Below are 20,528 nucleotides of genomic sequence, written 5' to 3'. Positions count from 1 at the left end.
GGCGTAGCGTCAGAGGATGACCATGCCAGACCTCGAGCACGCTCTGGACGCACTCGCAGGGCGCGTCTCCTCGTTGCGTGAGGCGAGGGCTGCCTACCCCTCGGACCTCGCCCCCACGCTCGACGCCGCGCTCGCGGAGCTGGACACCGCCGCCGAGCTGCTGGCCGAGGCCCGCGAGCAGCTGGGCAAGGCGCCCAGGCGGCCCGCCGGCAAGAAGGACGGGTCGCAGCGGGAGCTGAAGCTGCTGCGCCAGGTGTTTCGCGCCTTTCCGGTGCCCGTCGTCGTCCTCGACGGCGGCGGCATGGTCAGGCGGATCAATCCCGAGACCTCTCGCGTGCTCGGCAGCCCCGACGGCTACCTCGTCGGCCGGTCGTTTCCGCTGCTGGTGGACGTGTCGAGGAGAGCGGCGTTCCGGTCTCACCTGACCTCGGTGCTGCAGACCGGGCAGGCCGCGGCCTTCGAGACGCGGCTGTCGCACCAGGGCAGGACGCACACGGTGCAGCTCGCGATGGCCCGGTTGACGATGCCGGGCGAGCCGCAGCAGATGGTGGCGGTGGTGGCGCTGCCGACGAAGGTGCAGTTGCCCGAGCCGAGTGCCGCGCGGCCCGAGCAGTCCGACGGCGCGCTGCTGCTGGCCGCGGCCAAGCGGCACGACCTGCTGGCCAGGATGGGCGCGCTGCTTCTGGACGAGGAGGCGCTGCGTCAGCCGGTCGCGCTGCCCAGGGCGACGCGGCTGCTGGCTGCCGAATGGGCCGACTGGGTGATCGCGGACATGGTGCGTGACGGGCTGCCGCGCCGCTCGGTCGTGGTGGGGCCGAAGAACCTCCCGGTGAGCGAGCTGGTGCGGCAGGTGGAGGCGACCGCCCCGTCCGGCGCCCAGGTGGTGACGCAGGTGCTGGAGCGCGGCTCGGGCGTGGTGCACGAGATGGTCGACGACGAGACGCTGCTCGGCTTCTGCGCCGAGGGGCCGTTGCTGACCGTGATGGGCGCGGGATCGCTGCTGTGCGTGCCGATCGGCACCGGCGACGGCGCGCTGACGCTGGTGCGCACCCCTGACCGGCCGCCGTTCACGCTGGCCGACCTGAGCGTCATGCAGGAGGTCGGGCTGCAGCTCGGGTTGGCGGTGCGCGCGCAGAGCAGCTTCCAGAGCCGTTCGCGGGCCGCCGACGCGCTGTCGACCAGTGTGGCCCCGCGGAGCCTGCCGGACGTGCCCGGTTACGAGGCAGCCGCCGTCTACCATCCCGGCTCGTCGGTGGGCGCCGAGTTCTACGACATCTTCCCGGTCGGCGGCGGCTGGGGTTTCGCCCTGGGAGGCGCCGCCGGCAAGGGCGAGGAGGCGGCGTCGGTCAGCGCGATGGTCAGGGGCGGGTTGCGGGTGCTCAGCGTCTGGGAGTCCGATCCGGACCCGGTGGTGCGCAAGGTCAACGAGGCCCTGGTGGCGCAGGGCACCGGCATGTTCGTGATGGCCGTGGCCGGTTTCGTGAAGGGGCGGCGGATCCGCATGTCGTCGGCCGGCCACCACCCGGCGGCGCTGGTGCAGCCCGACGGCTACGTCCGCTTCGCCGCGGGCGGCGGCGTCCCGCTGGGCATCTCGCCGGAGGCGGAGACGAGCACAGAGGAGATCACGCTGTCGGTCGGCGAGACGCTGGTGCTCTATTCGGAGGGCCTGGTCTCCTCCAGGAACGAGACGGGCGAGCCGTACGGCGAGGAGCGGCTGGCCGACGTGCTGGGCAGATGCGCAGGTCAGGCGCCGTCCACGGTGGTCAAGGCGGTGGAGGCGGACCGCAACGCCTTCTCCGGCGGGCAGGTCTGGGACGAGATCGTGGTGCTGGCTCTCCGCGGTGTCTGATTAGGCAGGGTTTGCGAACCGCGAGAAAGTGGGTATCGTCTTGGCGTAGACAGACGTGCCTAAGACGCAGGCACACCTTGAAGGCTGCTTTTTCACGCTGAGGTGTGCCATGAATATCGCAATCGTCGCTTCCGGCTCTGACAACAAGCGTCACCACATTCTCTCCGTGGCGCGTGAGCTTGGGCGTGAGCACCACGTCACCATCTACTCCCGCCGTGAGAGCGCCGACGGCAAGCCCAAGACGAGGGTGGCCCCGGGTGTCACGGTGGAGCACATCGACGTGGGGCCGGCTCGCAGTCTGACCGCCTCCGATGTGGCGCCGTTCCTCAACGACGTCGGCGAGTACCTGATGAAGCGGTGGCAGCAGGACCGCCCCGACGTGATCCACGCGCACTCCTGGACCTGCGGCCTGGCCGCCGTCTCCGGCGCGAAGGGCCTGGACGTACCGGTCACCCATACTTTCCACACCGTCGACCCGGCGCACCAGAAGCTGGAGCGGGCGCTCGGCCGTAGAGCCAGGGCGGTCATCGCGGGCTCGGGCGACGAGGAGTCGGCCCTGATCCGGATCGGCGTCCCCCGCAACAACATCGCCATCGTCCCCTACGGCGTGGACACCGAGCGCTTCCACCGCCAGGGTCTGACGGCCACGCGCGGCACACGCAGGCGCCTGCTGCACGTCGGCCCCCTGTCGCCCGACCGGGGCGCGCACACCGTGGTGCGCGCGCTGCCCGGCCTGGCGGACGTCGAGTTCGTGATCGCGGGCGGCCCCGACCCCGAGGAGCTCGAGCAGGACAGGGACGCGCGGCGCCTGCGCGCTCTGGCCGAGCAGCTCGGCGTGTCCGACCGCGTGACGTTGCTGGGTCAGGTCAAGCGGACCTCGGTGCCCAAGCTGATGCGCAGCGCCGACGCCGTGGTGTCGGTGCCGCGTGAGGCCACCAGCGGCATCGTGGCGCTGGAGGCGATGGCCTGCGGCGTGCCGGTGATCGCCTCGGCCGTCGGCGCCCACCTGGACTCCGTCATCGACGGCGTCACCGGCCTGCTGGTGCCGCCGGACCGGCCCGCCAGGACCGCGCAGCTGGCGCGCGAGCTGCTCACGGACCCGACGCTGCGCACCGCGCTCGGCTACGCGGGCGCCGACCGGGCCCGCTCGCGCTACTCCTGGGAGCGCGTCAGCCAGGAACTCCTTCGCGTGTACGAAGCGGCCTGCGCGTAGGAATCTGGCACGACGGCCCCAAAGAGCCTCATATATGGTCAGCGCATGCTGATCCACCCGTGGGATGCGGGCACCGACGACCAGTCGCTCGCCTACGTCAGGGACAACCAGTTCGGGCATCTCATCGCCGCCGGCCGCGGCCGTGACGTGCCGGTCGTGGTGCCCACCCAGTTCCTGCTCGTGGACGACGAGACGATCTGGCTGCATCTCGCGCGGCCCAATCCCATCTGGCCCGCCATCGAGGAGAACCCCAAGGTCCTCCTTTCGGTGGCGGGCCCTTGGGCTTACATCGCCGGCCGGTGGCGCGCCGACCCGGGCACCGATCCCGGCCTCGGCGTGCCCACCACCTACTACTCCTCGGTCCAGCTCACCTGCCACGCCGAGATCGTCGCCGACCCCGAGGGCAAGCTGGAGATCCTGCGCGCCCAGCTCGGCGACCTGGAGCCCGGCCACGGCGACCCGGCCGCGATGCCCCGGCTGCTGTCGGGACTGCAGGGCATGCGGCTGACCGTCGCGGAGATCCGCGGCAAGTTCAAGTACGACGGCCACAAGGACGCCGGGCTGCGCGAGCGCGTCGCCAAGGGCCTGGCCGGGCGCGGCGGGCCGGGCGACGAGGCCGCCCTGCGCCACCTCGCCTGACGCTCACCGCAGCCGGGCGGCCTTCAGCCCCAGATGGACGCTGAGCCGGTCGTCGCCGTCCGACAGGTCCCGGTGCGTCAGCCGCTCGGCCTTGCCGAGCCGGTAGTAGAGCGTCTGGCGGTGGATGCCCAGCTCGGCGGCGGCCTTCTGGGCATGGCCGCCGAGATCCAGATAGACCTCCACCGTCTGGGCCAGCTCCGGGTCGAGCACCGCGACCTCGGCCGCCAGCTCCCGCAGATCGCCGCCGCCGAGCCTGGCCAGCAGCCGGTGCACGCCCAGCTCCTCCCACCGGGCGACGGGGGCGAACCTGGGGAAGTGCTCGGCGATGCGCAGCGCCTGCTTGGCCTCGCGCCAGCTCTGCCAGGCGTCCCCCGGGTCGGTCCGGGCGCCGCCGATCCCCGCCGCGGTGCCGTACGCGCCCTGCACGGTCTGGGCCACCTCGGCGGACAGGTGCGCGGGGGCGAGCAGCGCGACCGGCGAACCGGCGCGCGCCAGCACGCCTCGCGGGAGCGTCCAGAGGGCGGCGACCCGCTCCGGCGACTCGCGCACCGCGATCGCCGTCACCGGCCCCGGCACCTCGATCGCGGCCTCGGCCCGCTCCTCCGGGTCGGCGGACAGCAGCGCGGACAGGCCACGGCCGAGGTCCTGACGGCTCCTGGCCTCCTGGGCGAGCGCGGCGGCGGCCCTGGCGACGAGCGGCGCGACCCGCTCCAGCGCGTCGTCGGTGAGGCTGCCCGAGTCGAGCAGCCACAGATACCCGTAGGCGACGTCGCGGTGGCGCAGCGGCCAGCAGACCCTGGCCAGCACCTTGAGGTCGGCGTCGGCGGGGATCCGCACGGGGCCGTGCGCCCTGGCGATGCCATAGCGTTCGAAGTAGTCGCGCACCTCCCCCGTGGCACGCCGGCGCAGGATGGACTCCTGTCGGACGGTGTCGATGTCGCCGTGCTGCGCGCCGTACGCGAGCAGCCGGAACGAGCGGTCCTCCAGAGTCGCCGACGCGCCCAGCACGCCGGCTATCTCGTCGACGATCTCCTGCAGATCGGTGGCATTGTGCATTTGTATGACAGCCTGCCACAACCCGCGTTACGCCCGTCGATGGCCCCTCCTGAACAGGCGTTTTAACCTGTAGTCATGTTGGGTCAACTGCTGCTCGCCACCTCCCGCAGCGCGCTCGTGCGCCGCTCGGTGTCCGGCTTCCCGCTCACCCGCAAGGTGGTCGACCGCTTCGTCGCCGGGGAGGCCGGCTCCGAGGCCCGTGCCGCGATCGAGCGGCTGCGTGACACCGGTCTCGCCGTGACCGTCGACCATCTCGGTGAGGAGACCCGGGACGCCGGCGCCGCGGCCGCCACCGCGAAGGCGTACATCACGCTGCTGGAAGAGCTGCGCCCGCTGGGGCTCGGGCGCGGAGCCGAGGTGTCGGTCAAGCTGTCGGCCGTCGGGCAGGCGCTCGACGACGCGATGGCCCTGGAGCACGCCCGCGAGATCTGCGCCGCCGCCGACGGCAACGGCTCGACCGTGACGCTCGACATGGAGGACCACACCACCGTCGACTCGACGCTGCGCATCCTGCGTGAGCTGCGCGCCGACTACCCGTCGACCGGCGTGGCGATCCAGGCCTACCTGTTCCGCAGCGAGGACGACTGCCGCGCGCTCGCCGGTGAGGGCTCGCGCGTGCGGCTGGTCAAGGGCGCCTACCGGGAGCCCGCCTCCGTCGCCCACCAGAGCAAGAGCGAGGTGGACAAGGCCTACGTGCGGTGCCTGCACATCCTCATGGCGGGGAAGGGTTACCCCATGGTGGCGACCCACGACGACCGGCTGATCTCCATCACCGAGCTGCTCGCCGACCGCTTCGGCCGCTCCATGGGCGACTACGAGTACCAGATGCTGTACGGAATCCGCACCGACCGGCAGGAGGCCCTGGCCGGGGCCGGTCACACGGTCCGCGTCTACGTCCCCTACGGCGACGACTGGTACGGCTACTTCATGCGCCGCCTGGCCGAGCGCCCCGCAAACGTCGCCTTCTTCCTTCGTGCCCTTGGGGGTAAGTGAAAATGGATGCCATCAGCAACGTGCCGGTTCCCGCGAACGAGCGGATCTACGGCTACGCGCCCGGCAGCACGGAGCGTTCCGCGCTGGAGCGCCGGATCAAGGAGCTGGCCGGCTCCTCGATCGACCTGACGATGACGATCGACGGCGAGCAGCGGCTCGGCGGCGGCGCGCCCATCGACGTGGTGCAGCCGCACAACAAGGAGTCCGTCCTGGGCCGCACCCATGACGCCACCGCCGACGACGTGCGGGAGGCGATCTCCAGCGCCCTGCGGGCGGCCCCCGCCTGGCGGGCGCTGTCCTTCGACGAGCGGGCCGCCGTCTTCCTCAAGGCGGCCGACCTGCTGTCCGGTCCGTGGCGGGCGACGCTGAACGCCGCGACCGTCCTCGGCCAGTCGAAGTCGGTGCAGCAGGCGGAGATCGACGCGGCCTGCGAGCTGATCGACTTCCTCCGGTTCAACGTGTCCTACGCCCGGCAGCTCTACGCCGACCAGCCGGTCTCCTCCCCCGGCGTGTGGAACCGGATGGAGTACCGGCCGCTCGAGGGCTTCGTGCTCGCGATCACGCCGTTCAACTTCACCGCCATCGCCGGCAACCTGCCGACCTCGGCCGCCCTGATGGGCAACGTGGTCGTCTGGAAGCCGTCGCCCACCCAGCAGTTCGCGGCGCACTTCACGATGCGGCTGCTGGAGGCGGCCGGGCTGCCTCCCGGCGTCATCAACATGGTGACCGGCAACGGCCAGGCCGTCTCGGACGTCGCGCTGACCCATCCGGACCTCGCCGGCATCCACTTCACCGGCTCGACCCCGACGTTCCAGCACCTGTGGGGCACGGTGGGCGCCAACATCGCCTCCTACCGCGGCTACCCGCGGCTCGTCGGCGAGACCGGCGGCAAGGACTTCGTGCTGGCCCACCCGTCGGCCGACCCCGGCGTGCTCACCACGGCCCTGGTCAGGGGCGCGTTCGAGTATCAGGGGCAGAAGTGCTCGGCGGCCTCGCGGGCCTACGTGCCGCGCTCGGTGTGGAGCCGGATGCGGGACGACTTCGTGGCCATGACCGAGTCGCTGACCGTGGGCGACGTGGCGGCGGACCTGTCGACGTTCATGGGCGCGGTCATCGACGAGCGGGCCTTCGCCAAGCACAAGGCGGCCATCGACCGGGCGCGCTCGGCGTCGAATATCGACCTGCTCACGGGCTCGTACGAAGACTCGGCCGGATATTTCGTGAAGCCGACCATCCTGGAGTGTGCCGACCCGGCGGACGACATCTTCGTCAAGGAGTACTTCGGCCCGATCCTGGGCGTGCACGTCTACGACGACGGCGACTTCGACGCGGTGCTCGACCAGATGGAGGGCATCGCCCCCTACGCCCTGACCGGCTCGATCATCGCCCAGGACCGCTACGCCATCGCCTCGGCCTCCGAGCGCCTGCGCTTCGCGGCGGGCAACTTCTACGTCAACGACAAGCCGACCGGCGCGGTCGTGGGCCAGCAGCCGTTCGGTGGCGCCCGCGCCTCCGGCACCAACGACAAGGCCGGCTCGATCTTCAACCTGATCCGGTGGGTGAACGCCCGCACCATCAAGGAGACTTTCGTCCCGCCGACCGACCACCGTTACCCGCACATGGGCTGACCTCGCGCGACGGGCTGGGAACAGCCCCGGCGCCCGGCCGTTGACGAGCCTTCCGATGCGGCCGGACGGACAGCGCCCCGGGACTCGCACAAGAGTCCCGGGGCGCTGTCGTTCGCGACGGCGGAGCGACGACCCGGACCGGCTGTCGCGGGACGTTGCCCCCGGACGCCTGACCGGCGAGGACGTACGTGATCGTCGCGCGGTGCTGCGGGTGGGCGATAAGGTTCGTGATCATTTGTCGGTGATCGCGTAGAAGGCGTCCACGGTGAGCCGGTGGATGCGCGAGGTGGCGCCGCGCGGCGAGTAGACCTCGGCGCTGGTCCGGTTGACGACGCCCGCCAGGTAGTGTCCCGCCTCCCGATCGGAGGCCACCGCCTCGATCCGGGCCACCCGCCCGACGGCCGGGCCACGCTGGGCAAGGCGGTGACCGGCAAACTTCGCGAGGCGATCACCCGGATCACGGTGTCACCCGAGGGCAGGATCGCCTACGCTCGCGAGGTCGCGAAGGGCCACGACACCTCGTCGTTCGCGGGGGTGCTCGATCCCGGCCGGGAGTGGCCCGCCCGCACGCGGGGCCTCTACTGGCGCGACGCGCACACCCTGGGCCTGCCCGAGGACGTCCTGCACGAGACGGGGGCGCGGGACTCCGCCGGCCAGCTGACCGTCACGACCCGGGAGGCGGTCATCGACGTGCGCCTGCCCGCCGCGGACCCGCGAGCGACCTCCGAGCGGGTGGCCGCGCCGCGCGGCCTGCCCGGCTACGACCGGGTGGTGCCGCTGCCGGACGGCCGCACGCTGCGTGCCCTCGGGTCCGAGGCGGCGAAGGTGACGGTGCACGACGGGGACCGGCCGATGGGCGCGGCACTCACCCTCGGCGGTGGCGGCCGGATCGAGTCGATGGCCCTGGCTCCCGGCGGCGATCACCTCCTGGTCAGCACCTCCGTGCAGGTGAGCCCGCCCTCGGAGGAGTCGCCGTCCGGGACGTCCACGTACGAGCTGGTCCGCGTCGACCTCCGCCCCGTGACCGGACGGGCCGTGACCGGCGAGGGTGACCTCGGGTTGCCGCGCACCGTCGTGTGGCGCGGATCCGAGCACGTCGGGGAGCTCGCCTGGTGAGCCGCCTGCACCGATATTTTCGGACGTATGTCACAGATGTTCTGAACATCCCGAAATAGCGAGCGTTTTCCGCTAGAAAGGTCCCTTTGGGAATTGATGTGAACATAGGGACTGATGTGACCATGCTCAACAGGCGGCGACTCCTCCAGTCGGGCGCGCTGGCCGCCCCCGCCATCGCGCTCGGCGTCCGCCCGGCGGTTGCCGAATCCGCTTCGGCCATCCCCGTCAGCGGCGTCGTGCCCAGCCAGCTCGCCGGGTTCGACACGGCGTTGAAGACCTTCATCGCCCAGCGCGGCATCACGTCCGCCCAGCTCGCCGTCGCCAAGAACGGCAAGATCCTGCTGGCCCGCGGTTACGGCAGCTATGCGCGCGGCGGCGTGACCAAGACCGTCCAGCCGACGTCGCTGTTCCGGATCGCCAGCCTCAGCAAGAGCATCACCGCGGCGGCCGTCGCCCGGCTGGCCCAGGACGGCAAGCTGACCCTGGGCACCCCGGTGACCAAGCTGCTCGGCCTGTCCGCCACCGCCGACCCCCGGCTCGCGAACGTGACCCTGTGGCGGCTGCTCCAGCACACCGGCGGCTGGGACCGGGACGCCTCGCTCGACCAGCTCTGGGCCGACCACACGATCTCCGCCGCGCTGGACGCGCCGCTCCCGATCGGGCACGACGAGATCATGGAGTACGCCACCGCCAGGAAGCTCGACTTCACGCCCGGCTCGCGCTACGCCTACAGCAACTACGGGTACATGCTGCTCGGCCGGATCATCGCGAAGGTCTCCGGCCTGAGCTACGAGGCCTACGTCAAGCAGCGGCTCCTCGCCCCCGTCGGCATCACCCGGATGCGCCTCGGCCGCAGCCTCGCCTCGCAGGCCGCCTCGACGGAGGCGAACTACGACTCCGTCTACACCCGCAAGACGGTGCTGAACGACGCGGGCGCGATCGTGCCCTACCAGTACGGCGGCTTCAACATGGACAACCAGGACGCCAACGGCGGCTGGCTGGCTTCGGCCGTCGACCTGGTGAAGTGGGGCTTCGTCTTCGACGCCCCCGGCCCGGTGCTGAACTCGACATCGCTGTCACGGGTGTTCGCCAAGCCGGAGATCGGCATCGGGTCCGGCGGGTCCTGGTACGGCCTGGGCTGGAGCGTCCGCAACAACAACGTGGGCGGGCTCAACATCTGGCACAACGGCTCGATGCCCGGCACGTTCGGCTTCCTGGCCAGGGTGCAGAACGGGGTCAGCTACTGCGCCCTGTTCAACCGCAGGCAGGAGGGGGACGCGCCGTCGTTCGGCGACATCGACCCGATCCTCGGCAAGGCGATCGGCACCGTCGCCTCCTGGCCGGCGACGGACCTCACCTCGCGTTACTTCTAGCGCCACCGCGCCTGGGACCCCGCCCGACGACGTGCCGGGCGGGCCTCAGACGGCGGGCGGAGTCGGGAAGGCCTCGGGGCCGGCCAGGCCGGTGCTCTCCAGCAGCCGCTGATGGTTCAGCACGGCCGCGTTGCAGATCTCCGCGAAGCGCCGTACCAGCGTGTTCTGGGTGCTCCCGCGCACCGCGCCGATCAGGGGGAAGATCTGCCCGTGCGCCAGCCGCAGCCACTTGACGTACGTGACGTCGTAGTCGCGCCCGGATCTGCCGGAGATGTCGGCCATCCAGCGTTGCTGCGCCTCTGTCGGCCTCACCGGCAGGCGCACGTCGAACCTCTTCGCCAGCTCGCGGGCGTCCTCGTCCAGCCCGTGGTGCTGCTCGGAGATCTCCGCGCTGATCGTGCGGACCTTGGCGGTGCTCGCTCGCTGCATCGCCTCCTGGGCGATCGTCATCTCCCACAGCGTGGCCAGCCGTACCTTCTTGATCAGGTCGCGGTCGGCGGCCGACAACGGGCCCCACTTGGTCGGCCAGGTGCCGGTGTCGCCCGCCGTCTCGGCGGGTGACGCGGCCGGCGAGCCGGTCGGGGCTGTGAGGCTGGTCGCCGGAGGCGCCAGCTCCTCTTCCGGGATGTCCTCCACGGCTGTCGAGGGGGTGTCGAAGACTCGCGCCGTGTCGGCGCTCTGCAGGCCGCCGGGGGTGGTGCAGCCGACTGCGGCCAGGAGCGCGACGGCGCCGACCAGTACGAGTCGGCCATGTCGAGGGGGCACTCGCCGTCATCCCCTTCCGGGTCATCGGGTATGACCAGACCGGCGGTTCGCCGATCAACAGTGGGTACGCACGGCGCGGCGGGGGCGTTCATCGTCATGGGCAGAACGTTCGGCGGGCGACGATCAGGTGTGCCCGAGCAGGACGCCGAGGACGAACTGCTCCTCCTCGCCTTCGAGGCCGAGTGCCCGGTTGACCAGGTCGTCGAAGAGGCCGCTGACCGGACGCGCGTGGACGCCGAGCGCCGTCGCGGCGAGCACGAGGTTCTGCGACAGGTGTCCCGCCTCGGCGATCAGCATCCGATAGCCGCCCTCGCCGTGCCGGTCCTCATGGCGGGCGAAGACTCCCGTCAGGCAGATGAGGGCGGCGGCGCTGCCCAGAGTCGCCCGCTCCTTCGGCAGCGCCGCGCCCAGCACATCGGCCCGCACCTCCCCCGCGCGCACGGGGTCCAGCGCGCTCGCCCGCGCGTCGTAGCGGTACACGCCGGATGGCAGGCCGTCCACCGCCAGGACGGCGGGGTAGACCTCGATCGCGTAGCGCCCGCCACTCGACGGGTAGGCCCGCAGGGGCACGCCGTGGCCCTGTGGGCGCAGCGTGCCGGTGACGCCGCAGGCGGTGGTGAGGATCGCGTCGAGCTCGGCCCTGCGCAGGGCCGGGCCGTCGTGGTCGTGGACGGAGCGGCGGCTCCTGGTCAGCGCGTGCAGCGACGCGAGCGGGGCCGGGACGCCCGTGCTGACGGGCAGGCGGCCCGCGACGCCGCGCCGCGCCCGGACGGCCGCCGGCCGCACCGTGCCCGCTCCCGCGGACGCCTGCGCACCGCTCGCAGGCGGCGCGGGTGCGGCGTCGGTGAACGGCTCTGAGGCCCCTCCGGAGGCGCCCGAGCCCTCCGCGGTTCCCGCCCCCGCCTCGGGGACAACGCTCCCGCCCGAGGTGACGGCCCCCTCAGAGCCCGCGCCTTCGTCGGAAGGGGTATCGCGGGACGTGTCCGAGACCGGCTGGGAGAGGCTCTCGGCCGGCGGAGGGGCGGGTAGTGGTACAGGGGGGCGGATCGGCGGGTGGAACAGGGCGCGGGACGTCAGCGGGTCGCCGGGCAGGACGCCCTTCTTGGTCATCGTGTGCAGGTAGCGGGCGACGGGCCGGCCTGACAGGTCGAAGGCGCCGGCGGCGGCGAGCCTGCCCGGAAGCGTGCCGCAGGCGGCGGGGAACCGGCCGGCGGGCGTGTGACCGTCCGCCGCCCGCAGCGTCTCCCAGAGCGGCCGCAGGTCGCCGCGGACGAGCACGTCCCGGCGCCGGCGCCGCAGGACGGTGACGGCGTTGTGGCGGTCCAGCACCGGCTCGCCGAGCGGCAGGCAGAGCCGCGCGGCGCCCGACTCGTCGAGGTAGAGCCGGGTGCCCGGGACCAGCACGGGCCGGCACTCGGGGTCGAGGCGGGCCGCCTCGCGGACGACCGCGTGTGTCCGCCGCCCGCGTCCGCCGACGATCAGGTCGGTGTCCAGCACGTACTCCACCGAGAGCTCGTCGCACACCTCCACCGTGCAGCCAGGCTCGTCAGCCGTCATCGGTACGGCCACGACCTGCCCGGGGCCGGCGCGCTCCGGGCGGGGCGGTCGGCTGGGGAGCGGTCGCATGGCATGTCGCATCCTTCGTCGCCTCGCCGGCCCGGCGAAAAGGCCAGGTGACGATGGACACTAGGGCGCTGATCGACGATCTCGCCTCAGGGCGCGACCTAGGGATGCCCCTAGGCGGGGTGATCCTCGGCGTCGTCCCGCTCCGGCTCCTCGCCGCCGACGCCCACGGGGAAGACGTCGAAGTGCACGATGACGTGGGCCGTCGCGGGGTCGGCGACCGGGGCCTCGCGGGTCCGGCCGTCGGAGAGAGCGCGGTAGCGCTCCAGCACCTCGAACACCGCGTCCCGCATCCCGGTCGTCTCCTTGGCCGTGAGCCGCAGCGAGCGGCGGCCCAGCCCGCTGGCCTGAACCCACTCCTGCGGCGTCCCGTCCACCTCCTCGCGCCACCGGGTCAGCTCCGCGCCGCGCTGCCGTACCAGTTCGTCGAGCAGGAACTCGAAGGCGCCGGCCGTGTCGGCGTCGGCGGGCTGCTCGCCGAAGGAGAAGCCGCCGGGCACCACCCGCCAGTACTTCTCCTTGCCGCGTCCGAGCTCCGGCACGGTCTCGATCATCTCGTGCCTGGCCAGCTCCCGCAGGTGGTAGCTGGTCGCGCCGGTGTTGTGGCCGACCAGGACGGCGAGCTGGGTCGCGGTCGACGGGCCGCGCTCCTCAAGGAGCTCGTACAGGCGCAGGCGGAGGGGATGGGCGAAGGACTTGAGCGCGTGGGCGTCGAGAGTCCGGGCGGAAAAGCTCTTGCGCTGCATCAGTGTGCAAACCTATCTTTGCAAAGGAATCCATGCACAGTTTTCCTTACACACTACCGGAGTACCCCATGGCACGTCTCGGCCGATCGTTCGGCTTCCTGTTGTCATCCACCGCGCTGTCGAACCTCGCCGACGGCGTGCTGAAGGTCGGCGCGCCGCTGCTCGCGGTGTCGCTGACCCGCTCCCCCGCCCAGGTGGCGCTGGTGGGGGCGGCGGCCACGCTGCCGTGGCTGCTGTTCGCGCTGCCCGCGGGCGCGATCGCGGACCGCCTGGACCGCCGGCGGATCATGGTGCTGGCGAACGTGGCCCGCGCCGCCGTCCTCGTGGCCGCGGCCGCGCTGGGCGCGCTCGGGCTGATGAACTTGTGGATCATGCTGGGAGCGGTGCTGCTGGCGAGCGTGAGCGAGGTGTTCGCGGACATCGCGGCGCAGTCGGTGCTGCCGATGACGGTCTCGCCCGCCCACATCACCAGGGCCAACGGCCGCGTGGTCAGCACCCAGATGATCGGCAACGAGTTCGCCGGCGCGCCCGTCGCGGGCCTGCTGGTCACGCTTCTGCCAGCCGCCGTCTTCGGCGCCCCCGGCCTCCTGTACGGCGCGGCGGGGCTGCTCCTGCTGGGCATGCGCGGCCGGTTCCTGCCCCGAGCCGAGAGCACCGGGCAGCGGTCGATGGCCGGGGACATCGGCGAGGCGCTGCGTTACCTGTGGGCGCACCGCCTCCTGCGCACGATGGCCGTCTCCGCCGGGATGCTCAACCTCGCCAGCGCCGCCTACTTCGGCGTGTTCGTGCTGTGGGTCGTCGGCGAGGGGTCCCGGATGGGGATGGAGCCGAGCAGCTACGGGCTGGTGATGACGGCGCTCGCCGTCGGGGCCGTGGCGGGGTCGCTGGTGTCGGAGCGCGTGACCCGGCTCGTCGGCGAGGGCCGGGCGCTGGTGGGCCTGTGGCTGATCAGCGCGCTGCTCTACCTCGTCCCCGTCCTCCTGCCGATCGGGTGGCTGCTCTATCCGACCGCCGTGGTGTGGGGCGCCACCGGGGCCGCGGCGAACGTGCTCGTGGTCTCCGCCCGGCAGCGGCTCATCCCGGCCGAGCTGCTCGGGCGGGTGAACTCCGCCTACCGCCTGATCGCCATGGGCGGGATGCCGATCGGCGCGGCGCTGGGCGGGGTGCTGGGCGAGTTCGCCGGGCTGCCGGCGGTGTTCCTCGGCGCCGCGGCCGTCTGCCTGGCCGCCGTCGGCCTCATATGGCGTGTCGCACTGGATCGAATTTCATCGCCTCTGACCAGCGACACTACGATTCCCGACATATCCAGATCACGTTAGGCATCCAAAGACGTGCGCTGAGATGACATGATTACCCCTGTCAATGAGGGGATGGTATGCGGGAGATCGGCGGACGGTACCTCCTGAACGAGGAGGCCGGTCGTGGGGGTATGGGCGTCGTATGGCGCGCATTCGATCAGCTCCTCCACCGTGAGGTGGCGCTCAAGGAGCTGACGCTGGCCGGGGAGGCCGAGATGGTGCGCCGTCGCGTGCTCCGAGAGGCGCGCATGGCGGCCAGGCTCTCGCACCCCAACATCGTCACAGTCCACGACCTCATCGAAGAGGGCGGCAAGCTGTGGATCGTGATGGAGTACCTCGACGGCCTCTCTCTTCACCAGTTGCTCTCCCAGGTGGGCACGCTGCCCGCGCAGTCGGTGGCGGCGATCGGCCAGCACCTGCTCGCGGCGCTGCGCACCGCCCACCAGGCCGCGGTGCTGCACCGTGACGTGAAGCCGGCCAACGTCATGCTGACCGGCGACCGGGTGGTGCTGACCGACTTCGGCATCGCCACCGCCGAGGGCGACATCCGGATGGTCACCTCCAGAAGGCTGCGCGGCACCCCCGCGTTCATGGCCCCGGAGCGGCTGCACGGCGGACCTGCCAGCAAGGAGGCCGACATGTGGTCGTTCGGCGCCACGCTCTACAGCGCCATCGAGGGCCAGCCGCCCTACCCGGGGCAGGACGCCGCGACCGTGCTGGGGATGGCGCGCAGCGGGGGCTTCCCGCCGCCGCGCCGGGCCGGAGTGATGCGCCCGCTCATCGAGGGCCTGCTCCACCACGATCCGGTGCGGCGCTTCACTCCGGAGCAGACGGCGGGGCTGCTGGCGGGCATGCGCGCCAGCAGCTATCAGGCCGCCATCTAGAGACCCGGCTGGTCCTTCGCGGCGCGCGCTCGCGCCTCGGCCTCGTCCATGGCGGCCGCCTCCTCGGGGGTGGGCGCGGTGCCGCCCAGATGCGCGGGCTGCCACCACACGCCCTGCGGGATCTCCGGATAGGTCCGCTGCGCCCGGTCCACCAGGCCCGACAGCCGGGAGTGCAGGTCGGCCACGTGCTGGTTGACGTCCTCGCCCCGCTGCGGGTACATCGGCTCGCCCACGATGATGGTGATCGGCACGTGGCGCTGGAGGAGCTGCTTCTTCCTGCCCTTGGTCCACAGCCGCTGGCTGCCCCACAGCGCCACCGGGATGATCGGGACCTTGGTCGCCTGGGCCATGCGGATGGCGCCGTTCTTGATGTCCTTTACGGTGAACGAGCGGCTGATCGTCGCCTCGGCGAACACGCCCACCACCTCGCCCGCCTTGAGCATGCGCAGCGCCGTCGCATAGGAGCCGGCGCCCGCCCCCCGGTCCACCGGGATGTGGTGCATGCCGCGCATCAGCGGCCCGGAGACGCGGTGGTCGAACACGTCCTGCTTGGCCATGAAACGCACCAGCCGCTTGGCCGGGACCGCGCCGAACCCGGCGAAGATGAAGTCGAGATAGCTGATGTGGTTGCTCACCAGCACCGCCCCGCCGGTCCGCGGGATGTGCTCGGTCCCCTCCAGGTGGAAACGGTAATCGAGCACGCGAAAGAGGGTCCGCGCGGCGGCGATCACCGGCGGGTACACGATCTCAGCCATGACCAGAAGGTAGCCTATTGAGGCCGGTTCCTTGGCAGGCGCCGTCCAGCGCATCGGATCGCCGGGATCCACGCCGTGGCGCTTGCCTCCCGCCCGGAACGGGCAGATGTTCTGACCATGAAGAAGCTCATCAACACGGCCGAGTCCGTGATTGAGGACGCACTGACCGGCCTCGCCGCCGCGCACCCGTCGCTGCGGGTGCGCGATCGGGTGGTCTACCGGGCCGGCGGCCCGCGGCCGGGCAAGGTCGCCCTGGTCTCCGGGGGCGGCTCAGGGCACGAGCCCCTGCACGCGGGATTCGTCGGCCACGGCATGCTCGACGCGGCCTGCCCGGGCGAGATCTTCACCTCCCCCGTGCCCGACCAGATCATCGACGCCACCAGGGCCGTCGACGGCGGCGCCGGCGTGCTGCACATCGTCAAGAACTACACCGGCGACGTGCTCAACTTCGAGATGGCCGCCGAGCTGGTCGAGGACGTCGAGGTGGCCAGTGTCCTGGTCGACGACGACGTGGCCGTGCGGGACTCGCTCTACACGGCTGGCCGCCGCGGCACCGGGGCCACCCTGTTCGTGGAGAAGATCGCCGGAGCGCTGGCCGAGGAGGGCGCGCCGCTGGCCGAGGTGGCGCGGGTGGCGGGCGAGGTGGACGAGCGCAGCCGCTCCTTCGGCATCGCGCTGACCTCCTGCACCGCGCCCGCGGCCGGCAAGCCCACGTTCGACCTGCCTGAGGGCGAGGTGGAGCTGGGCATCGGCATCCACGGGGAGCCGGGCAGGGCCCGGGTGCCGATGGCCCCGGCGCGGGAGCTGGCCGCCGTGGCCATGGAGGCGATCCACGGCGACCTGCCGCTGGAAGGCGACCTGCTCGTCATGGTCAACGGCATGGGCGGCACCCCGCTGATGGAGCTGTACGTGGTCTTCGCCGAGGTGACGGCGTTCGTGCGGGGCAAGGGGGCGCGGGTGGCGCGGTCACTGGTGGGCAACTACGTGACGAGCCTGGACATGCAGGGCTTCTCGGTCACGGTCTGCCGGCTCGACGACACCCTGACGCGGCTGTGGGACGCGCCCGTCGAGACGCCCGGGCTGCGCTGGGGACGCTGATGGACACCGAGTTCTTCCTCGCCTGGCTCACCGGTGCCGCCGAGCTCGTCCGGCGGCACCGCGACCACCTGACCGAACTGGACGCCGCCATCGGCGACGCCGATCACGGCACGAACCTCGACCGCGGGTTCACCGAGGTGCTGCAGGCGCTGGACGACTGGCCACCGACCTCGCCGGCGCAGGTGCTGCTCTCCGCCGGCACGACCCTGATCCGCCGCGTCGGCGGCGCCTCCGGCCCCCTGTACGGCTCGGCGTTCCGGCAGATGGGCAAAGCGCTGGAGACGCCGGTCACGCCGGCCGGGTTCGCCACGGCGTTCGAGGCGGGAGTGCGGGCGGTGGAGCGGCTGGGCAAGGCCGTCCCGGGCGACAAGACCATGGTGGACGCGCTGGTCCCCGCCTCCAGGGCGCTGGCGCAGGCCGTACAGGAGGGGGTGGAGGCGCGGGAGGCGTTCGAGCGGGCGGCCCGCGCGGCCGAGGAGGGGGCGAAGGCGACGATCCCGCTGCGAGCCCGAAAGGGGCGGGCCAGCTATCTGGGCGAGCGCAGCGTCGGGCACGAGGATCCGGGCGCGGCCTCGTCGGCGCTCATCATGGCGGCGCTGGCGGCGGTTTCCTGATGGTGGCCGTCTGATGGTGGGCGTGGTGCTCGTCTCGCACAGCGCCGGGCTGGCGGCGGAGGCGGCGGCGCTGGCGCGCGGCATCGCCGGGGAGCGGGTGCCGGTCGCGGCGGCGGGCGGGACCGAGGACGGCGGGCTGGGCACCAGCGTGGATCTGATCGAGCGGGCGATCGCGGCCGTCGACCAGGGGGACGGGATCGTGCTCGTGCCCGACCTGGGCAGCTCGGTGCTCACCGCCCGCCTGCTGGAGGAGCCGGACCGGATCGTGGTGGCGGACGCGCCGTTCGTCGAGGGCGCGATCACCGCGGCCGTGTCGGCGGGCGGCGGCGCGCCGCTGGCCGCCGTCCTCGCCGCCGCGGAGGAGGCCCGCGGCCACCGCAAGCTCTAGTGCCCTCTGAACGCCTCTTCCAGCCACCAGGACGGATGCTCGCGGGTGACCTTGGCGTGCACCAGCATCGGCCGCTCACGCGGGCCCTTCAGCCAGGCGGCCACCCCGGCCAGGCCGGCCGGGTCCGTCACCGTCACGGCCTCGAACCCGTAGCCGCGGGCGATGGCGGCCAGGTCGGCGGGCGGGAACCTGACGGTGTCCAGCGGATGCCCGTGCGGCCCGAAGTGGTGCACCTCCGCGCCGTAGGCCTCGTCGTCGTAGACCACGACCAGCATCGGCAGGCCGAGACGCGCGACGGTCTCCAGCTCGGCGGCGCTCATCAGCGCCCCGCCGTCGCCCAGCGCGGCCACCGGCAGCCGGTCCGGCCGCGCCACGGCGGCTCCGACGGCGGTGGCCAGGCCCAGCCCGACCGCCTGGAACGCCTGCGTGAAGCAGAACCCATACTCATCGGGGACATCCAACAACATCGAGGGATATCCCATGAAATTTCCGGAATCGGGGGCTACGAGCCGTTCGGCGGGGAGCAGATCGTCCAGCCCGATCGTGAGCGTCCTCGGGTCGATCCGGCCGTCGCCGCTCTCGTCGGTGTACGGAACGGCCCGCCACCGGCCCTCCCGTCGGATGCGCCCGGCCAGCTCCGGCGACCGGTAACCGTGCTCCTCCGCGACCTCCCGCGCGGGAGACGGCCCGATCGCCTCGCGCGCCGCCAGCGCGACCCGCGCCACGTCTCCCACCACGCCGAGGTCCGCGGGCACGTGACGGCCGATCGCCGCAGGCTCCAGATCCACCTGTACGACCTTCGCCCCGGGCCCGATCAGCGACCCGTGGCGGGTGGTCCACATGTTGAGCCCGCACCCCCAGCCCACCACGAGGTCGGCGTCGCGGATCAGCTCGGCGGCCAGCGGCGTGGCGAACCCGCCGCTCACGTCGAGGTCCCACGGGCTCCCGCGGAACAGCCCCCTGGCGACGGCCGAGGTGGCCAGCAGGGCGCCCGTCTGATCGGCCAGCTCCTCCAGCTCGCGCCGGGCGTGGCGGGCCCCGCGCCCGGCGACGAACACCGGCCGCCGGGCGCCCATGAGCATCCGCACCAGCGGCGCCACGTCCTCCACCGCCGGCGCGGCGGCCTGCGGTCGTTCGCGGAGCCGGGCGGCGGCGAGCTCGAGCTCGTACCACGAGCCGCCGGCGTCCGCCGCCTGCACATCCAGCGGAAGGTTGAGCAGGACCGTGCGCCGCTCCTGGCAGGCCACCCGGAAGGCCTCCAGCGCGCACTGCCCGGCCGTGTCCGGGGCGGAGACGCGCATGGGCACCGCGCCCACGGCGCGGGCCACGGCGTCCTGGTCGATGGCGAAGTTGGAGCGGGCGTCGGTGGCCTCGCCGGACAGCACGATCATCGGGGTGCGGCTCTTGGCGGCCTCGGCGATGCCGGTGATCGCGTTGGTGAAGCCGGGCCCCTGGTGCACGGTGACGACGCCGCCCCTGCCGCTCATGCGGGCGTAGGCGTCGGCCATGGTGGCCGCGCCGCCCTCGTGGCGGGCCGCGACGAAGCGCGCGCCGTGGCCCACGAGAGCGTTGGTGACGTGGAAGTTGCCGCTGCCGACCACACCGAAGACCACCTCGGCGCCCGCCGCCGCGAGGATCCTGCCGACGGCCTCGGCGACGATCAACGCTCGACCAGGGCGAGCACCCGGACCGGGCTGCCGGAGCCGCCCACGATGGGCAGCGGCGGCGCGACCACCACGGCCCCCGTCACCGGGAGGCGATCGAGGTTGCGCAGCTGGGTCAGGCCGTACTTGCCCGCGCCGAGCAGGAAGGAGTGGCACGGGAACGCCGGGTCGAAGGAGTGGGCGGCGCCCGCGTCGGTGCCGACGGTCTCCACGCCGAGCCCGAGGATGGGCGTCTCGCCGGCCAGCCACTTGGCGCACTCGACGGAGATGCCCGGGGTGTGCGGGCCCGTCTCGTCGGCGTTCAGGAACGCGGCCTGGTCGGCGGACCTGGCGTCCCAGCCGGTGCGGTAGAGGAGCCAGCCCCCCTCGGGCAGCGGGCCGTTGGCGCGTTCCCACTCCTTGACGTGGTCGATCTGGAGCAGGAAGTCGGGGTCCTTGCCGGCCTCGGCGGAGAAGTCGAGCACCACGGCGGGCGCGAGCAGGCTGCGCGCCGGAACCTGCGAGACGTCCTCGCCGTCGCGGGCGGTCACCCAGTGGATCGGGGCGTCGAAGTGGGTACCGGAGTGTTCGCCGGTGTGAATGTCGTTCCAGTACCAGGCGGGGCCGCGGTCGTCGTAGCGGCTGATCTCCTCCAGCCGGAACGGGATCGTGTTGCCGAACGGCTCGGGCAACTGGAGGATCGGCGTCTCCTGCGACAGCGGCGCGGTCAGGTCGATCACCTCGATCGAGCCGTTCCGCACACTGTCCACGAAGCTCCGCAACACCGACATGTCATCCTCCTTGGTGGGCTGAGGAGATCCTCCTACGCGCGGATGAACTGAGCAAT

At 72.3% G+C, this 20,528-nt stretch carries 20 protein-coding genes; 12 read left to right on the top strand and 8 right to left on the bottom strand.

All coding sequences use genetic code 11. The features are described from left to right. Nucleotides 1-16: 16 nt before the first annotated feature. The 3 genes from V5E28_RS04210 to V5E28_RS04200 all read left to right on the top strand — a co-directional run bounded on the left by V5E28_RS04210 (nt 17) and on the right by V5E28_RS04200 (nt 3,701). Nucleotides 17-1,849, top strand: coding sequence for a SpoIIE family protein phosphatase (locus tag V5E28_RS04210; protein ID WP_336205007.1), 1,833 nt, complete (start codon nt 17-19; stop codon nt 1,847-1,849). A 166-nt stretch (nt 1,850-2,015) separates the two neighbouring features. Next, nucleotides 2,016-3,062: a glycosyltransferase gene (locus tag V5E28_RS04205; protein WP_442945766.1), complete on the top strand. Its 1,047-nt coding sequence runs from the start codon at nt 2,016-2,018 to the stop codon at nt 3,060-3,062. A gap of 45 nt (nt 3,063-3,107) precedes the next feature. Beyond that, the gene (locus tag V5E28_RS04200; RefSeq protein WP_336205005.1) at nt 3,108-3,701 is read left to right on the top strand and encodes an FMN-binding negative transcriptional regulator; all 594 of its coding nucleotides are present in this window, start codon (nt 3,108-3,110) and stop codon (nt 3,699-3,701) included. Nucleotides 3,702-3,704: 3 nt separating this feature from the next. Here the strand turns inward: V5E28_RS04200 and V5E28_RS04195 are convergent, their stop codons facing one another. Continuing rightward, nucleotides 3,705-4,757: a PucR family transcriptional regulator gene (locus V5E28_RS04195; RefSeq protein WP_336205004.1), complete on the bottom strand. Its 1,053-nt coding sequence runs from the start codon at nt 4,755-4,757 to the stop codon at nt 3,705-3,707. A 75-nt stretch (nt 4,758-4,832) separates the two neighbouring features. Here V5E28_RS04195 and V5E28_RS04190 point away from each other — a divergent pair, with 75 nt between their 5' ends. Further along, the gene (locus V5E28_RS04190; RefSeq protein ID WP_336205002.1) at nt 4,833-5,750 is read left to right on the top strand and encodes a proline dehydrogenase family protein; all 918 of its coding nucleotides are present in this window, start codon (nt 4,833-4,835) and stop codon (nt 5,748-5,750) included. Nucleotides 5,751-5,752: 2 nt separating this feature from the next. Next, the gene (pruA, locus tag V5E28_RS04185) at nt 5,753-7,378 is read left to right on the top strand and encodes an L-glutamate gamma-semialdehyde dehydrogenase (protein ID WP_336205001.1); all 1,626 of its coding nucleotides are present in this window, start codon (nt 5,753-5,755) and stop codon (nt 7,376-7,378) included. A 231-nt stretch (nt 7,379-7,609) separates the two neighbouring features. On the opposite strand, the gene V5E28_RS04180 is transcribed toward pruA, so the two are convergent. Then, the gene (locus tag V5E28_RS04180) at nt 7,610-7,768 is read right to left on the bottom strand and encodes a hypothetical protein (protein ID WP_336205000.1); all 159 of its coding nucleotides are present in this window, start codon (nt 7,766-7,768) and stop codon (nt 7,610-7,612) included. A gap of 33 nt (nt 7,769-7,801) precedes the next feature. Between V5E28_RS04180 and V5E28_RS04175 the strand changes: the two genes are divergently transcribed. Both V5E28_RS04175 and V5E28_RS04170 read left to right on the top strand, forming a co-directional pair. After that, on the top strand, nt 7,802-8,494 hold the full coding sequence (locus V5E28_RS04175; protein WP_336204999.1) for a hypothetical protein: 693 nt from the start codon (nt 7,802-7,804) through the stop codon (nt 8,492-8,494). Between the two features lie 122 nt (nt 8,495-8,616). Further along, a complete protein-coding gene (locus V5E28_RS04170) occupies nt 8,617-9,867 on the top strand; it encodes a serine hydrolase domain-containing protein (RefSeq protein ID WP_336205422.1) in 1,251 nt (416 codons plus the stop codon). Nucleotides 9,868-9,912: 45 nt separating this feature from the next. Here V5E28_RS04170 and V5E28_RS04165 read toward each other — a convergent pair whose 3' ends face one another. The 3 genes from V5E28_RS04165 to V5E28_RS04155 form a co-directional block, all read right to left on the bottom strand. Next, on the bottom strand, nt 9,913-10,632 hold the full coding sequence (locus V5E28_RS04165) for a DUF4142 domain-containing protein (protein WP_336204998.1): 720 nt from the start codon (nt 10,630-10,632) through the stop codon (nt 9,913-9,915). Between the two features lie 123 nt (nt 10,633-10,755). After that, nucleotides 10,756-12,258: a SagB/ThcOx family dehydrogenase gene (locus tag V5E28_RS04160; protein WP_336204997.1), complete on the bottom strand. Its 1,503-nt coding sequence runs from the start codon at nt 12,256-12,258 to the stop codon at nt 10,756-10,758. Nucleotides 12,259-12,368: 110 nt separating this feature from the next. After that, the gene (locus V5E28_RS04155) at nt 12,369-13,001 is read right to left on the bottom strand and encodes a helix-turn-helix domain-containing protein (protein ID WP_336204996.1); all 633 of its coding nucleotides are present in this window, start codon (nt 12,999-13,001) and stop codon (nt 12,369-12,371) included. Nucleotides 13,002-13,069: 68 nt separating this feature from the next. Here V5E28_RS04155 and V5E28_RS04150 point away from each other — a divergent pair, with 68 nt between their 5' ends. Together V5E28_RS04150 and V5E28_RS04145 are read left to right on the top strand one after the other, a co-directional pair. Then, on the top strand, nt 13,070-14,320 hold the full coding sequence (locus V5E28_RS04150) for an MFS transporter (protein ID WP_336204995.1): 1,251 nt from the start codon (nt 13,070-13,072) through the stop codon (nt 14,318-14,320). A gap of 56 nt (nt 14,321-14,376) precedes the next feature. Further along, nucleotides 14,377-15,183 (top strand): serine/threonine-protein kinase, encoded by an 807-nt coding sequence (locus V5E28_RS04145; RefSeq protein WP_336204994.1) that lies wholly within the window; start codon nt 14,377-14,379, stop codon nt 15,181-15,183. On the opposite strand, the gene V5E28_RS04140 is transcribed toward V5E28_RS04145, so the two are convergent. Further along, entirely contained in the window at nt 15,180-15,938 is a 759-nt protein-coding gene (locus tag V5E28_RS04140; RefSeq protein WP_336204993.1) for a lysophospholipid acyltransferase family protein, read from the bottom strand. The two genes, V5E28_RS04145 and V5E28_RS04140, sit on opposite strands and share 4 nt — an antisense overlap. 117 nt (nt 15,939-16,055) lie before the next feature. Here V5E28_RS04140 and dhaK point away from each other — a divergent pair, with 117 nt between their 5' ends. From dhaK to dhaM, 3 genes are read left to right on the top strand one after another with little or no spacing between them, the layout of a single operon-like run. Next, nucleotides 16,056-17,036, top strand: coding sequence for a dihydroxyacetone kinase subunit DhaK (dhaK, locus tag V5E28_RS04135; RefSeq protein ID WP_336204992.1), 981 nt, complete (start codon nt 16,056-16,058; stop codon nt 17,034-17,036). After that, nucleotides 17,036-17,650, top strand: a complete 615-nt coding sequence (gene dhaL / locus V5E28_RS04130; protein ID WP_336204991.1) for a dihydroxyacetone kinase subunit DhaL — start codon at nt 17,036-17,038, stop codon at nt 17,648-17,650. The genes dhaK and dhaL overlap by 1 nt, the downstream gene beginning before the upstream one ends. A 13-nt stretch (nt 17,651-17,663) precedes the next feature. Further along, nucleotides 17,664-18,038 carry a dihydroxyacetone kinase phosphoryl donor subunit DhaM gene (dhaM, locus tag V5E28_RS04125; RefSeq protein WP_336204990.1) on the top strand — a complete coding sequence of 125 codons (375 nt, stop codon included), beginning with the start codon at nt 17,664-17,666 and terminating at the stop codon, nt 18,036-18,038. On the opposite strand, the gene V5E28_RS04120 is transcribed toward dhaM, so the two are convergent. Continuing rightward, on the bottom strand, nt 18,035-19,702 hold the full coding sequence (locus V5E28_RS04120) for a thiamine pyrophosphate-binding protein (RefSeq protein WP_336204989.1): 1,668 nt from the start codon (nt 19,700-19,702) through the stop codon (nt 18,035-18,037). The two genes, dhaM and V5E28_RS04120, sit on opposite strands and share 4 nt — an antisense overlap. Then, the gene (locus tag V5E28_RS04115; RefSeq protein WP_336204988.1) at nt 19,699-20,472 is read right to left on the bottom strand and encodes a cyclase family protein; all 774 of its coding nucleotides are present in this window, start codon (nt 20,470-20,472) and stop codon (nt 19,699-19,701) included. Before V5E28_RS04115 ends, V5E28_RS04120 begins: the two co-directional genes overlap by 4 nt. Between the last annotated feature and the right edge of the window lie 56 nt (nt 20,473-20,528).

The organism is Nonomuraea sp. LPB2021202275-12-8 (assembly GCF_037044575.1).
In the GTDB taxonomy this organism is placed as follows: Bacteria; Actinomycetota; Actinomycetes; order Streptosporangiales; family Streptosporangiaceae; genus Nonomuraea.
This window is presented reverse-complemented; position numbering and strand designations above follow the sequence as displayed.

Excerpts from the sequence above, each read along its gene's own strand:
- V5E28_RS04210 (WP_336205007.1), top strand. The coding sequence starts at position 17 with ATGACCATGCCAGACCTCGAGCACGCTCTGGACGCACTCGCAGGGCGC.
- V5E28_RS04200 (WP_336205005.1), top strand. The coding sequence starts at position 3,108 with ATGCTGATCCACCCGTGGGATGCGGGCACCGACGACCAGTCGCTCGCC.
- V5E28_RS04195 (WP_336205004.1), bottom strand. The coding sequence starts at position 4,757 with ATGCACAATGCCACCGATCTGCAGGAGATCGTCGACGAGATAGCCGGC.
- V5E28_RS04190 (WP_336205002.1), top strand. The coding sequence starts at position 4,833 with ATGTTGGGTCAACTGCTGCTCGCCACCTCCCGCAGCGCGCTCGTGCGC.
- pruA (WP_336205001.1), top strand. The coding sequence starts at position 5,753 with ATGGATGCCATCAGCAACGTGCCGGTTCCCGCGAACGAGCGGATCTAC.
- V5E28_RS04170 (WP_336205422.1), top strand. The coding sequence starts at position 8,617 with ATGCTCAACAGGCGGCGACTCCTCCAGTCGGGCGCGCTGGCCGCCCCC.
- V5E28_RS04160 (WP_336204997.1), bottom strand. The coding sequence starts at position 12,258 with ATGCGACCGCTCCCCAGCCGACCGCCCCGCCCGGAGCGCGCCGGCCCC.
- V5E28_RS04155 (WP_336204996.1), bottom strand. The coding sequence starts at position 13,001 with ATGCAGCGCAAGAGCTTTTCCGCCCGGACTCTCGACGCCCACGCGCTC.
- V5E28_RS04150 (WP_336204995.1), top strand. The coding sequence starts at position 13,070 with ATGGCACGTCTCGGCCGATCGTTCGGCTTCCTGTTGTCATCCACCGCG.
- V5E28_RS04145 (WP_336204994.1), top strand. The coding sequence starts at position 14,377 with ATGCGGGAGATCGGCGGACGGTACCTCCTGAACGAGGAGGCCGGTCGT.
- V5E28_RS04140 (WP_336204993.1), bottom strand. The coding sequence starts at position 15,938 with ATGGCTGAGATCGTGTACCCGCCGGTGATCGCCGCCGCGCGGACCCTC.
- dhaK (WP_336204992.1), top strand. The coding sequence starts at position 16,056 with ATGAAGAAGCTCATCAACACGGCCGAGTCCGTGATTGAGGACGCACTG.
- dhaL (WP_336204991.1), top strand. The coding sequence starts at position 17,036 with ATGGACACCGAGTTCTTCCTCGCCTGGCTCACCGGTGCCGCCGAGCTC.
- dhaM (WP_336204990.1), top strand. The coding sequence starts at position 17,664 with ATGGTGGGCGTGGTGCTCGTCTCGCACAGCGCCGGGCTGGCGGCGGAG.
- V5E28_RS04115 (WP_336204988.1), bottom strand. The coding sequence starts at position 20,472 with ATGTCGGTGTTGCGGAGCTTCGTGGACAGTGTGCGGAACGGCTCGATC.